The organism is Streptomyces sp. NPDC001617, assembly GCF_053596855.1.
Genome location: NZ_JBSFHA010000020.1, coordinates 54143 through 67526, shown reverse-complemented (window position 1 = coordinate 67526; position 13384 = coordinate 54143). Strand labels below are relative to the sequence as shown.

The following is a 13384-nucleotide window of genomic DNA, read 5'->3' as shown; positions in this document are numbered from 1 at the left end:
GCACGACCGACCTCAGCGGCAATCATCCGCAGCCCCCTGCCGACGGACCTCAGCGGTCCCGCCCCAGCACCCCCGCCAGATCCAACGCCGCCGCGATCCGCACCGCCACGTCCTCCGCGTACACCGCGTCGGCCCGCTCGAACTGACTGCGCCCGCCCCCACGCAGAAACGTCACGACCCCCAGCGTCCGCCCCCGACTCCGCAACACCGCACACAGCGCGTGCACCACATCGGCGGGCCACTGCCGAGCCAGCGCCCACTCCCGCGCGGCCTCACCCCCGACCGCCCCCACACTCGCCCGCACCGACCCGGCCCGCTCCACGCACTGCAACGCCGGATGCCCCTGTCCGTACCGCACGGGCAACCCCGCCGCCCCCGTCAGCAGGCTCGGCCCCGGCGCCCCGGACGGCGTGGCCGCGACCCGCACCAGCCGCACGGGCCCCTCGAACTCCCCGTCCCCGACCGTCGCACCCCCCGCGACCCGGTCGATCAACGCATGATCGGCGAACCCGGCCAGCGCGAAGTCCAGATGAATCGTCGCCGCCTCCCCCGGGTCCTCGCACTCGCCCGCCGCCCGGGCCGCCCGGTGCAGCTGATTCGTCCGGAACCGCAGCAGCGACGCCTCCTGCTCCCCCTGCTTGCCCTCGGTGACGTCCTGGAAGAGCCACCCGACACCCAATGGCACCGGCTCCTCAGCGAGCGGAGAGGCCAGCCGTACGAAACCGCACCGCCAGCACCGCCGCTGCTCCCCCTCCGGCGTCCGCACACTCACCCAGATCTCGGCGGGCGCGGGCGGTGCCCCCTCCGCCAGCACATGCGTGAGCGCGCTCTCCAGCTCCTCCACACCCTGGGCGAGAAGCTCCCCGAGCGGCCGCCCCAGCGCGGACGTACGCCCGATGCCCAACGACCGCGCCGCATGCGCGTTCACCACAGCGGGCCGCAGATCGGCGTCGACCAGTACGACACCCCAGCTCGCGTCCTCGAACAACGCCTCGCTCAGGGCGATGGACCGCTCGAGATCGATCTGCGCATGCACCTCGCTGAAGGCGCAGTACACCCCGGCAGGCTTCCCATCAGGCCCCCGCACAGCCGCCGACTGCGTCCGTACGAGCACGCGCCCGCCGTCCTTGGTCAGCAGAGCGAACTCATGCACCTGCCGCCCGGGCGCCTCCATGGCGGACATCAGCCGCCCCTCGACCTCCTCGGCGTCGGCCTTGCGCACGGCCCACCCCGCGAACCCGTGCCGCCCCACCGCCTCGGCCGCGGTCCACCCCAGAATCCGCTCGGCCTCACGGTTCCAATGGGTGACGACGCCGCCCGCGTCGAACGCGCACAGCGCCGCGTCCATCCCGTCCAGCAGCGCGGCCAGCAGATCCGAGCCGTCAGGACCCACGGGGCCGGCCCTCTCGGGCTCCTCCGGCCCCAGCTCGTCGGTGGTCCCACTACGCCGAGAAGCACTCACCTGGACCCCCTGCCAAGCTGCGTCCGCACGTACGGCGCGCCGTCGCTCACTCGCAATCATCTAACTGGAACGTGACGCAGCACACACCGAGTTCCCACAAGATTGAAGGAATCGTTGTAAGCCGCCTCCGTCCCAGGATCAGCCCACTCCCAGCCGAAGATCAATCCAAAGATCGCTCTCACCGTCGAGCACATACCGCTCGACCTCGACAAACCCCCATTTCTCGGCCGCCCGCAGCCCGTCCTCATTGGCCGCCAGTACACAGGTCTCGATGCCCTCGGCCCCCAGCACACGCGCGTGCGTGAGCCCCCGCTCGTACAGGGCACCCCCGAACCCCCGCCGCCGAAACTCCGGCAACACACGCGCGATGACGGTCGCGACGGCCCCCTCTCCTCCCGGCGGCCGCACGGTCGAACACCCCACCAGCACATCCCCCAGGTAGGCGTTCTCCAGCCGATACCGGCCGAGCCGCTCCCGAGCCTCGTCGAGCGACATGGCGGCAGCCGGCACCACCACATTGTGGACATACCGCCACTCCTCCAGCATGTCCTCCCCGTGCACGGCCTCGATCCGCAGCCCCTGCCTTCCCCGCCGCCGCGCATACACCTCGATCTCGATCTTCATCCGAGGATCGGCCAGCCCGCACACCATCATGGTCGCCGCCGGCCGCACCTCCCCGAACACCCGCCGCAACACCGGCCAACAAGGCTCGAAGTCCCCCCGCTCAGGCACCAGATACCGCACCCGCACGACATCCCCGAACCCACACCCCGCCTCGGCGAGCGCCGCCCCGACGTTCCGCAGACACTGCTCGGCCTGCTCGACCACATCCCCGGAAATGGTCATCTCCGCATAGTCGAACCCCGTGGTCCCCGACACATGCACCCAGTCCCCGTCGACCACGGCCCGCGCATACCCGATCCGCTCCTCGAAGGTCGAACCACCGAGAATCGCCCGCCGCTCCACCTGCTGCTCTGTCATGCACAGAACGCTAATCGAGACACCGGTCCAGACCGCGTTGTCAGTGCCTGCTGCCACAGTTCCCTGCCATGAACACCGACGGCTTCTGGCACCTCATCGAGACGGCCCGCTCCCGTACAACGGCCGACCTGCCTTTCGACCAGGCACTGGTCGCCTTGCTTGCCTGCCGCTCCCGCCAGGAGATCCTGGAGTACGAGGAACGCTTCGACGCCCTGCACGACGCCCTCTACCGCTGGGACATCTGGGCCGCCGCCTACCTCATCGGCGGCGGCTGCTCCGACGACAGCTTCATGGACTTCCGCGCCGGGCCGATCGCCGAGGGACGTGACTGGTACGAGCGCGCAGCCGCCATACCCGACAGCCTCGCCAACCACCCCGAGGTCATGGCGGCAGCAGCCGACCTCGACAACCGCGCGATCTTTTACGAGGAGGTCAACTACAGCGCCGCCGAGGCCTACGAAGCCATCACCGGCGACGCGGACAGCTTCTACGAAGCCTGGGAGCAGTACGAGACCGACCATCCTGATCTCCCCTCCCCCGACACCGACATGGGCGAGGACTTCGATTTCGACGATCCGGAAGAGATGCTGGGACGGCTGCCGCGGCTGGCCGCACTCTTCCTCTAGCAGCAAGATCGGGCTCGTGGGAGGCAATTCAGCCCTCTTCTCACGAATGAGCGCATTCCGATGATTCGATCGCCCACACTCCACGTGGATCACTAGCGTGATCGGCATATACGAGAAGGGAGGTCACTCGCTCCTCCAGCCCAGGCCGGAACCTGCGATCAAGAGAGACCAGGCCGAGTGACCAGCCCAAGTCATCACGATCCGAGGATCAGGGAGGTGCCCCGATGACTACGTTTCCTGCAGGCGAGCAGACTCACCAGGCTGTGCTTCCTCAGCAGCCTGCTCTGGAATCCGTGGGAGCAGACACCCCTGGGAGGAGGGACGAAACGGCCCACGGACACCCCGCCACCGTGCGGGGCACCGGCAGGGAACATGGGCGAGGGGAGACCGACGGGCGCGGCACCAGGCCCCGTCGGCGTCACGCCAAGAACGCTGCCACGGCAGCGCGGGCGGCAGAGAACGGGAGCGGTGACGCTCCTGCGCATGAACAGACGTACACGGGTGGTGTGGGCGCGAGCAGGGTCTTCGTACTCTCCAAGGAAGGGCAGCCGCTCATGCCCTGTCACCCCGCCCGTGCACGGGAACTCCTGGCCAAGGGACGAGCCGTGGTCGTACGGCAGGTTCCCTTCGCGATCCGGCTCAAGGACCGCACGTTCGCAGAGTCAGAAATCGACGGCCTGCAACTGCGCATCGACCCCGGTTCCAAAGGCACCGGCCTCGTCCTCAGCGACGAGAAAAAGGAGGTCAACGGAGACGGCGTCACCGTCACCGTTCGCCGCGGCCTCGTCTCGGTCGAACTCCAGCACCGTGGTGATCAGATCCATCGGCGCATGCAACAACGCGCCGGATACCGGCACCGACGACGCTCAGCCAACTGCCGTTACCGCTCACCCCGTTCCAGCAACCGAACCCGCTCGGCCGGATGGCTGCCGCCTTCTCTACGCCATCACGTCGACACCGTCTTCTCCCAAGCCGCGCGCCTGTGTCGCTATACGCCCGTCACCGAGATCCATGTGGAAAGCGCCGCCTTCGACACGCACTCAATGAATACGGGCAGACCTCTGTCCGGATTCGAGTACACGCAAGGAACGCTCGCCGGTACCGACGCCCGCGCCTACCTGCACTCCACTTGGAACAGCGCGTGCGCCTATTGCGGCGCCACCGGCGTACCACTCAACGCCGAGCACATCAGCCCTCGTAGTCAAGGCGGGTCAAACCGTATCTCCAACCTCGTGCTCTCCTGCGTCCCCTGCAACAAGGCGAAGGGCACCACACCCGTCGAGGCTTTCCTCGCCGACCGCCCCGACCTCCTCGCAAAGGTCCTCCAGCAAGTCCGAGCGCCTCTTCAGGACGCCGCAGCGATGAACGCCACCCGGTGGCAACTACGGAGCGCGCTGTCGACTCTCGGTAGGCCCGTGTACGGCTGGACGAGTGCCCACACCAAGTCGAACCGCAGCTCCACGGGCCTGGAGAAGACCCACACCCTCGACGCACTGTCCGTCGGCCACCTGGACCACGAGGGCGGCGACGCGATGGTGCGCTTCCCCAGCCGAGTACTCGTCGTCAAGGCCACAGGACGTGGTTCCTACGCCCGCACGACCCCGGACCGATACGGATTCCCGCGGCTCCGGCGTGCCCGCGCCAAGCAGCACTTCGGATACGTGACGGGCGATCTCGTACAGGCCACCATGCCCACCGGCAACTGGGTCGGCACATGGACCGGCCGCATCTCCGTCCGAGCCAGGGGACAGCACAGCCTCACCACGCCCAGGGGTCGAATCAACGTCTCCCACTGGAATCTGCGGCTCCTCCAGCGGGGCGACGGATACGGGTACAGCACTCGCCCAGAACCCGTGCCGCCCGACTTCTCGAAAAACCGGTTGATCGGTGGTCGGACGGTTCCTAGTGTGTGGCTCACACCGAAGGGAGGTGATCGGGTAAATGAGTGAAACCCGGACGCGTGAGGTGACTGCGGGCTAGCGGCTCGCCACCACACCGAGTGCGGTGCCGGACCAGCGCGGGAAAGAACCGTGCAGCCGGCCCAATCCCAAGCAGTCACCCGACCCGCAAGCTCGCCGGTACGTCCGGCCGGCTCCCCCGTTTCGGCGGAGGGACCCAGAGCTTGCGGGTCGTCTGCGTTTGTGGGGACGCTGCCCTGACCACTTGTCGGCTCCGGCGTGATCAACGCCGAGTGGGGGCGCGGGGAACTGCGCGACCAGCCACAACCGGCCCGCAGTCGCCCGCGCTCCCGCGCCACCCCTCTCAATGGGCGATGCTGCCGTACCCCTCGATATCCTGCGGAGCCCGCACCCCCGGCCCCACATACCGCGCAGACGGCCGCACCAACCGCCCCGTCCGCTTCTGCTCCAGAATGTGCGCCGCCCACCCCGCCGTACGCGCACACGTGAACATCGACGTGAACATGTGCGCCGGCACCTCCGCGAAGTCCAGCACGATCGCCGCCCAGAACTCGACGTTCGTCGCCAGCACCCGATCCGGCCGACGCGCGTGCAGCTCCGCCAGCGCCGCCTTCTCCAGCGCCTCGGCCACCTCGAAGCGAGGCGCGCCCAGTTCACGCGCGGTGCGGCGCAGCACGCGCGCGCGTGGGTCCTCGGCGCGGTACACCCGGTGCCCGAAGCCCATCAGCCGCTCCCCCTTGTCGAGGGCCTGCTTGACGTACGCCTCGGCGTCCCCGGTCCGCTCGATCTCCTCGATCATGCCGAGGACACGGGACGGGGCACCGCCGTGCAGCGGCCCGGACATGGCTCCCACGGCTCCGGAGAGCGCCGCCGCCACGTCCGCGCCGGTCGACGCGATCACCCGGGCCGTGAAGGTGGACGCGTTCATGCCGTGCTCGGCGGCGGAGGTCCAGTACGCGTCGACGGCCGCGACATGCTTCGGGTCCGGCTCGCCCCGCCAGCGGATCATGAACCGCTCGACGACGGACTGCGCCTTGTCGATCTCGCTCTGGGGGACCATCGGCCGCCCCTGTCCGCGCGCGGACTGGGCGACGTAGGAGAGGGCCATGACGGCGGCCCGGGCGAGGTCCTCGCGGGCCTGCTCGGCGTCGATGTCGAGCAGCGGTTTGAGGCCCCAGACGGGCGCCAGCATGGCCAGCGCGGACTGGACGTCCACCCGGATGTCGCCGGAGTGCACGGGGATCGGGAACGGCTCGGCGGGCGGCAGGCCGGGGTTGAAGGCGCCATCGACCAGCAGCCCCCATACATTGCCGAACGAGACGTGACCGACCAGGTCCTCGATGTCGACGCCCCGGTACCGAAGGGCGCCGCCCTCCTTGTCCGGTTCGGCGATCTCCGTCTCGAACGCGACGACTCCCTCGAGTCCGGGTACGAAGTCGGACATCAGGCGGCTCCTAGTGATGTGTACGACGTGTGCCTATGAAGACGTGGCTTGGCGGCTCGGCCGCCGGATCCGCGGTCGGTCGTGCGACTCGCGGTCCTGGGTGGCCACCCTGGTGATGCCCCGTACGGCTGGTCACTCAACCGGAACGGCACCAGCACGATATCCCCGAGTGCCACTTTTGGGGAGACTGCGCGGCACTGAGTGCCATGTACTGACTCTTCGATGATGGCCGAGATGATGACCGACTTCATACCGAAGGGCACCTGTCCATGCGGCAAGATGACCGCGTGACCGACCGAGACGCCGTCCCCCTCAAGCCCGCCGCCATGCGCAAGCAGTACCGGGCCGAAGGGCTCGCCGAGTCCGATCTGGCCGCCACCCCGGTGGCACAGTTCGCGCGCTGGTTCGAGCAGGCCGCCATCGAGGCCCACCTCTTCGAGCCGAACGCCATGGTCGTCTCGACGGCGACCGCGGAGGGCCGGCCGAGTTCCCGCACCGTACTGCTGAAGGGCTTCGACGAACAGGGCTTCGTCTTCTACACCAACTACGACTCCCGCAAGGCCGGCGAGCTCGCCGAGAACCCGTACGTCTCGCTGCTCTTCCCCTGGCACCCCGTGGCCCGTCAGGTCATCGTCACCGGTATCGCCCGCCGCACGGGCCGCGACGAGACGGCCGCCTACTTCCGCACCCGCCCGCACGGCTCCCAGCTCGGCGCCTGGGCGAGCGCCCAGTCGTCGGTGATCCGCTCCCGCGCCGAACTCGACGCGTCGTACGCGGAGCTGGAGGCCCGCTACCCGGAGGGCGAGCAGGTCCCGGCCCCGCCGAACTGGGGCGGCTTCCGGGTCGCCCCGCAGGCGGTGGAGTTCTGGCAGGGCCGGGAGAACCGCCTCCACGACCGGCTGCGGTACGTGGCGGAGCCGGACGGGGGCTGGCGGGTGGAGCGGCTCAGTCCGTGACGGCGAGGTCGGGGTGCGGAGCCGGCCCGTCCCCCGGTCCGGAGCGGACGTCCTCCAGCGCCCCCTCCAGGATCTCCGCCCACTGTGCCACCACCCGTTCCCGCCGCCCCCCGTCGTCGGTGAGGAGGTTGGCGAGGCCCAGCCCGCGCGCCATGTCCAGCAGTCCCTGGACCGTCTCCCGAACCCCCGGCCGGGACTCGTCCGCGCCGAGCAGGTCCACGGCGATCCGGTGGGTCTCGCGGCCGACGCGGGCCTCCAGTTCGGTGACCCTGGGGCGGAGTTGGTCCTCGTTGGAGGCGGCGACCCACAAGTGGAGGGCCGCGCGGAACAGGGGGCCCGTGTAGAGGTCGACCAGGGCGGAGATCACCGCCCGGCGGTCGTCTGCGGCCGCGCCCTCGGGGAACAGGGCGCGGATGGCCGTGGAGCGCTCCTCGGCGACGTATTCGACGGCCGCCGTGAACAGGTCCTCGCGGGTCGGGAAGTGGTGTTGGGCGGCGCCCCGGGAGACGCCGGCGCGTTCGGCGACGACGGAGACCGTGGAGCCCGCCCAGCCGTGTTCGGCGAGACAGGCCACGGCGGCTTCCAGGAGGCGCTGCCGGGTCGCTCGGCTGCGGTCCTGTTTGGGAGTACGTTCCACACGGTCGCCGACCGTGCTCACAGCGCCCATGCGGGATCCCGTCGTTCCAGAAAGGCCGTCATGCCTTCGCGGGCCTGTTCGGAGGCGAACAGACGGGCCGAGAGCTCGGTGAGGTCGGCCGCGTCCCGGTCGAAGGCTTCCAGCACCCTAGCCGTGAGCAGCGCTTTCGTCTCGGCCAGGGCCTCGGGGGCGGCCCGGCGCAGGCCGTCGAGGAGGGGGTCCAGTACGGCGTCCACGTCGTCGCCGGCGGCGGTGAGCAGGCCGATGCGGGCCGCCTCGGGCGCCTCGAAGCGCTCTCCGGTGAGGTAGTAGCGGGCGAGGGCGCGGGGGTCCGTGCGGGGCAGCAGCGGCAGCGAGATGACGGCCGGGGCCACTCCGATCCGTACCTCGGTGAAGGCGAAGGTCGCCTCCAGTGACGCCACCGCCATGTCGCACGCCGCCAGCAGGCCCAGGCCGCCCGCCCTGACGTGACCCGTCACCCGGGCCACCACCGGTTTGCGCAGTTCGACGATCTGCCGCAGCAACCGCACCAGCCCGTCCGGATGCGGCGGGTCCCGCAGGTCCGCGCCCGCGCAGAACGTGTTTCCGGTGTGCGTGAGGACGATCGCGCGTACGTCGGTGTCCTTGGCGCAGTCCGCGAGCGCGTCGGCCAACTCGCCGACCAGGGCGGCGGAGAGGGCGTTGCGGTTGGCCGGGGAGTCGAGGCCGAGGGTCTCGACGCCGCGCGCGCGGGTACGTCCGATCAAGGTCATGTGCCCTCCTTGAGCGCCCGCAGTTCGCGGCGCAGGATCTTGCCCGAGGCGGCCCGGGGGACATCGTCGATGAAGGTGACCCGGCGGACGCGTTTGTAGGGGGCGACGCGTTCGGCGACGTACATCATGACCTCACCTTCGGAGAGGTCGGTGGCGGTGGGCTGGCGGACGACGTAGGCGTGCGGGACCTCGTTGTTGTCCTCGTTGTAGACGCCGATGACGGCCGCGTCCGCGATGCCCGGGTGGGTGAGCAGGAGCGCTTCCAGTTCCGCCGGGGCCACCTGGAAGCCCTTGTACTTGATGAGTTCCTTCACCCGGTCCACGACGAACAGCCAGCCGTCGCCGTCCACATGGCCGACGTCCCCGGTGTGCAGCCAGCCGTCCTCGTCGATCATCGCGGCGGTGGCGTCCGGCCGTCCCAGGTAGCCCTTCATCACCTGGGGGCCGCGGATGACGATCTCGCCGGACTCGCCGACGCCGAGGTCCTTGTCGGGGTCGTCGAGGGAGAGGATGCGCATCTCGGAGCCGGCGATGAGCTTGCCGACGGTGCCGGGAGGGGCGTCGCGCATGGCGGTGCGGGGGACCACGTGCGTGCCCGGCGAGAGTTCCGTCATGCCGTAGGCCTGGCCGACCGGGGGCAGCCCCAGGCGCCGGGAGCAGGCGGCGGCGAGTTCGGCGTCCAGGGGGGCGGCGGCACTGAGGATGTACTGCAGGGACGACAGGTCGTAGTGGGCGACCGCCGGGTGCTTGGCGAGGGCCAGGACGATCGGCGGGGCGACGTACAGGCCGGTGATGCGGTGGTTCTGGATGGCCGCGAGGAAGCTGTCGAGCTCGAAGCGGGGCAGCACGACGACGGTGGCGCCGAGCCTCAGAGGTGCGTTCATCAGGGCCGTGAGCCCGTAGATGTGGAAGAAGGGCAGGACGGCGAGGATGCGCTCGCCGGGGCCGCTCGGCATGAGGGGTTCGAGCTGGGCCAGATTGGTGGCTATCTGGCGGTGGGTGAGCATCACGCCCTTGGGGATGCCGGTGGTCCCGGAGGAGTACGGGAGGGCGGCGACGTCGTTCGCCGGGTCGATGTCGACCACCGGTTCGGGGGCGGCCGAGGCCAGCATGTCGATGAGGGACCGATGACCCGGCGCGCTGTCGCAGACGAAGATCTCCTCGACGCCGCCCGCGAGTTCGGCCGCCCGGCGCGCGGTCTGAAGGAGCGGCGACACGGTGACGATCCAACGGGCCGCCGAGTCCTTCAGCTGCTTGGCGAACTCCTCGGCGGTGGCCAGCGGGTGCGCGGTCGTGACGGAGGCACCCGCGCGCGTGGCCGCGTAGAAGGCGGTGGGAAAGGCGATGGTGTTCGGGCTGTGCAAGGCCAGTACGTCACCCTTGCGCACGCCTGCCTCCACGAGCGCGGCGGCGATACGGCGGTGGAAACGGTCGAGTTGTTCGTAGGTGAGGGTGGTGCCGTCGACTCCGTCGATCAGGGCGGGCACGTCACCGTACTCGGCGGCCCGACCGAGGACCGCGTCGTGGATGGGGAGTTCTACGGGCAGGACGTCTGCGTACTCGCTGCGGAACATCGTTCCTCCAAGGCGGCGGCCTAGTACGACTTGGGCAGGCCCAGGGTCTGGTGGGAGACGTAGTTGAGAATCATCTCCCTGCTCACCGGAGCAATACGAGCCACGCGCGCGGCCGTTATCAACGAGGCGAGCCCGAATTCCCGGGTGAGACCGTTTCCGCCGAGGGTGTGCACGGCCTGGTCGACGGCCCGTACGCAGGCCTCGCCCGCCGCGTACTTCGCCATGTTCGCCGCCTCACCCGCGCCGACGTCGTCCCCGAGGTCGTAGAGGGCCGCGGCCTTCTGCATCATCAGGCGGGCCAGTTCGAGGTCGATGTGTGCCTGGGCGAGGGGGTGGGCGATGGCCTGGTGGGCGCCGATGGGGGTGTTCCAGACGGTGCGGTCGCGGGCGTATGTGATCGCTTGCGCGAGGGCGTAGCGGCCCATGCCGATCGCGAAGGCGGCCGTCATGATGCGTTCGGGGTTGAGGCCGGCGAAGAGCTGGAGGAGACCGGCGTCCTCGTCGCCGACGAGGGCTTCGGAAGGGAGACGTACGTCGTCCAGGGTCAGCTCGAACTGCTTCTCCACGGCCTGGAGTTCCATGTCGATCTGGCGGCGGATGAAGCCGGGGGTGTCTCGGGGGACGATGAACAGGCAGGGCTTGAGGTGGCCGGTTCGGCCCTCTTTGTCGGACACGGTCTCGGTGCGGCCGACTATGAGGGTCGCGTCGGCTATGTCGACGCCGGAGATGAAGACTTTGCGGCCGGTGAGGAGCCAGTCGCCGGTGTCCGGGTCGCGGCGGGCCGTGGTGGTGATGCGGTGGGAGTTGGAGCCGGCGTCGGGTTCGGTGATGCCGAAGGCCATGGTGCGGGTGCCGTCGGCCAAGCCGGGGAGCCACTCCTGTTTCTGGGCGTCCGTGCCGAAGCGGGCGATCACCGTGCCGCAGATGGCCGGGGAGACGACCATCATGAGCAGGGGGCAGCCGGCTGCGCCCAACTCCTCTAGAACGATGGACAGTTCGGAGATGCCGCCGCCCCCGCCGCCGTAGGCCTCCGGCAGGTTGACACCGAGATAGCCCAGCTTGGCCGCTTCGGACCAGAGGGCTTCTCGGTCGTAGGTGCGCCCATGGCGTTTGCCGAGGGCGGACACGGCTGAACGGAGGGCCTTGTGTTCCTCGGTTTCCAACATGGCGCTCACTGATCCTCCTGAGAAACCTCGACCACGGCGAGCAGAGCACCCACCTGGACTTGACCACCGAGTACGGCGTGCAGGGCCGTCAGCGTGCCTGTGACGGGTGCTGAGATCTTGTGCTGCATCTTCATCGCCTCCAGCCACAGGAGGGGCTCTCCGGCCCGTACGGCGGCTCCTGCGGTCAAGCCGTCGGCCACCTTGACGACCGTTCCCGGCATGGGGGCCAGGAGGGAGCCGGGGGCATGCTGGGCCGTCGGGTCCGGGAAACGGGGCAGGGCCGTGAGGGCGGTCGATCCCACGTACACCTGGTCGCCGTACCGTGCCACCTCGAACTTCCGCTGCACGCCGTCCACTTCGAGTACGACGAGATCGGGGCCGGCCTGTACGACACGTACTCCGTCGGCCTCCAGGCCCCCGCGCCCATGCCCATACCGAACCTCGTGTTCCTCGCCCGCCCTCGCGTACCGCTTGGTCTGCGGCTGGGAGGGCAGGTTGCGGAAACCGCCGAAGCGGGAGGCGGCCAGGGCCTCGGAGAGGGCGGCGGCCAGGGGGGCGTGCGGGTCCGGGGCCGGCTCGGTCAGGGCGGCCAGGTGGCGGTCGTAGAAGCCCGTGTCCATGCGGGCGTTGGTGAACTCCTCGTGGCGGAGGGAGCGGACGAGGAGGTCGCGGTTGGTCGTCGGGCCGTGGATCGTCGCTCGTTCCAGGGCGCCCGCCAGCTTGCGCAGCGCCTCCGCGCGCGTGGGGGCGTGTGCGATCGCCTTCGCGAGCATCGGGTCGTAGTGGACGCCGATCGGGTCGCCGGACTCAAAGCCGGTGTCGAGGCGGATGCCCTCCGGGACCGTGAGGCGGTGCAGGGTGCCCGTCTGGGGGGTCCAGTCGGTCGCCGGGTCCTCGGCGTAGAGGCGGGCCTCCACGGCGTGGCCACGCGCGCGTGGAGGGTCGTTCTCCAGCGCCTCCCCCTCGGCGACGCGGATCTGCAGGGCCACCAGGTCGATGTCGAACACCGCTTCCGTCACCGGGTGTTCGACCTGGAGGCGGGTGTTCATCTCCAGGAAGTGCGCCCTTTCGCCCGCCACCAGGAACTCCACCGTGCCGGCGCCCACGTAGTCCACGGCGCGCGCGGCGCGTACGGCCAGCTCGTGGAGTTCTGCCCTGAGCCCCTCCGAGAGGCCTGGCGCGGGTGCCTCCTCGATCACCTTCTGGTGGCGGCGCTGGAGCGAGCAGTCGCGGGTGCCCAGCGCCCAGACCGTGCCGTGCGCGTCCGCCAGGACCTGCACCTCCACATGGCGGCCGCCCTCCACGTACGGCTCGACGAACACCTCCCCGTCCCCGAAGGCGCTCGCGGCCTCGGCGCGCGCGGCCTCCAGTGCGGCGCTCAGCTCCTCAAGGCGGCGCACGATCCTCATCCCGCGCCCCCCGCCGCCCGCGGCCGCCTTCACCAGCACCGGAAGGTCGGACTCGGTCACCTCGGCGAGGGGCGCGAGCCCCATCAGCTCCTTGGCGCGCGTCTTGGACGCCATCGCCTCGATCGCCTTCGGGGGCGGACCGATCCAGGTCAGCCCCGCGTCGACGACCGCACGGGCGAAGTCGGCGTTCTCGGAGAGGAAGCCGTAACCGGGGTGCACGGCGTCCGCGCCGGCGGCGACGGCGGCCTTCACGATCAGGTCGCCGCGCAGGTACGTCTCGGCGGGCGCCTCGCCCGGCAGCCGTACCGCCGTGTCGGCCACGCGCGCGTGGAGCGCGTGCTGGTCGGCGTCCGAATACACCGCGACCGTCCGGATTCCCGCCTCACGGCAGGTCCGGAAGATCCGGCAGGCGATCTCGCCCCGGTTGGCCACGAGGACAGAAGCAATCACTGGATCCC

General features: G+C 70.1%; 11 protein-coding genes. 3 read left to right on the top strand and 8 right to left on the bottom strand.

Annotated elements, in window-relative coordinates; all coding sequences use genetic code 11:
- Positions 1 to 49: 49 nt before the first annotated feature.
- Positions 50 to 1522 carry a PAS domain-containing protein gene (locus ACWC09_RS17735; protein ID WP_450851454.1) on the bottom strand — a complete coding sequence of 491 codons (1473 nt, stop codon included), beginning with the start codon at positions 1520 to 1522 and terminating at the stop codon, positions 50 to 52.
- Between the two features lie 78 nt (positions 1523 to 1600).
- Positions 1601 to 2443: a GNAT family N-acetyltransferase gene (locus ACWC09_RS17730; RefSeq protein ID WP_450851453.1), complete on the bottom strand. Its 843-nt coding sequence runs from the start codon at positions 2441 to 2443 to the stop codon at positions 1601 to 1603.
- Positions 2444 to 2511: 68 nt separating this feature from the next.
- Here ACWC09_RS17730 and ACWC09_RS17725 point away from each other — a divergent pair, with 68 nt between their 5' ends.
- Both ACWC09_RS17725 and iscB read left to right on the top strand, forming a co-directional pair.
- On the top strand, positions 2512 to 3069 hold the full coding sequence (locus tag ACWC09_RS17725) for a DUF4240 domain-containing protein (protein WP_450851452.1): 558 nt from the start codon (positions 2512 to 2514) through the stop codon (positions 3067 to 3069).
- Between the two features lie 506 nt (positions 3070 to 3575).
- Positions 3576 to 5018, top strand: a complete 1443-nt coding sequence (gene iscB / locus ACWC09_RS17720; protein WP_450851451.1) for an RNA-guided endonuclease IscB — start codon at positions 3576 to 3578, stop codon at positions 5016 to 5018.
- 313 nt (positions 5019 to 5331) lie between these two features.
- Here iscB and ACWC09_RS17715 read toward each other — a convergent pair whose 3' ends face one another.
- Positions 5332 to 6432 (bottom strand): citrate synthase 2, encoded by a 1101-nt coding sequence (locus ACWC09_RS17715; RefSeq protein ID WP_450851450.1) that lies wholly within the window; start codon positions 6430 to 6432, stop codon positions 5332 to 5334.
- Positions 6433 to 6701: 269 nt separating this feature from the next.
- On the opposite strand from ACWC09_RS17715, the gene pdxH reads away from it, so the two are divergent.
- On the top strand, positions 6702 to 7388 hold the full coding sequence (gene pdxH / locus ACWC09_RS17710) for a pyridoxamine 5'-phosphate oxidase (protein ID WP_450851449.1): 687 nt from the start codon (positions 6702 to 6704) through the stop codon (positions 7386 to 7388).
- Here pdxH and ACWC09_RS17705 read toward each other — a convergent pair.
- From ACWC09_RS17705 to ACWC09_RS17685, 5 genes are read right to left on the bottom strand one after another with little or no spacing between them, the layout of a single operon-like run.
- Positions 7378 to 8055 carry a TetR/AcrR family transcriptional regulator gene (locus tag ACWC09_RS17705; protein WP_450851448.1) on the bottom strand — a complete coding sequence of 226 codons (678 nt, stop codon included), beginning with the start codon at positions 8053 to 8055 and terminating at the stop codon, positions 7378 to 7380. The genes pdxH and ACWC09_RS17705 overlap by 11 nt on opposite strands.
- Positions 8043 to 8777 (bottom strand): enoyl-CoA hydratase family protein, encoded by a 735-nt coding sequence (locus ACWC09_RS17700; protein WP_450851447.1) that lies wholly within the window; start codon positions 8775 to 8777, stop codon positions 8043 to 8045. Before ACWC09_RS17700 ends, ACWC09_RS17705 begins: the two co-directional genes overlap by 13 nt.
- Positions 8774 to 10351 carry a 4-coumarate--CoA ligase family protein gene (locus ACWC09_RS17695; RefSeq protein WP_450851446.1) on the bottom strand — a complete coding sequence of 526 codons (1578 nt, stop codon included), beginning with the start codon at positions 10349 to 10351 and terminating at the stop codon, positions 8774 to 8776. Before ACWC09_RS17695 ends, ACWC09_RS17700 begins: the two co-directional genes overlap by 4 nt.
- Before the next feature lie 20 nt (positions 10352 to 10371).
- Positions 10372 to 11517 carry an acyl-CoA dehydrogenase family protein gene (locus ACWC09_RS17690; protein WP_450851445.1) on the bottom strand — a complete coding sequence of 382 codons (1146 nt, stop codon included), beginning with the start codon at positions 11515 to 11517 and terminating at the stop codon, positions 10372 to 10374.
- Between the two features lie 5 nt (positions 11518 to 11522).
- Positions 11523 to 13376: an ATP-binding protein gene (locus ACWC09_RS17685; RefSeq protein WP_450851444.1), complete on the bottom strand. Its 1854-nt coding sequence runs from the start codon at positions 13374 to 13376 to the stop codon at positions 11523 to 11525.
- Positions 13377 to 13384 lie beyond the last annotated feature (8 nt).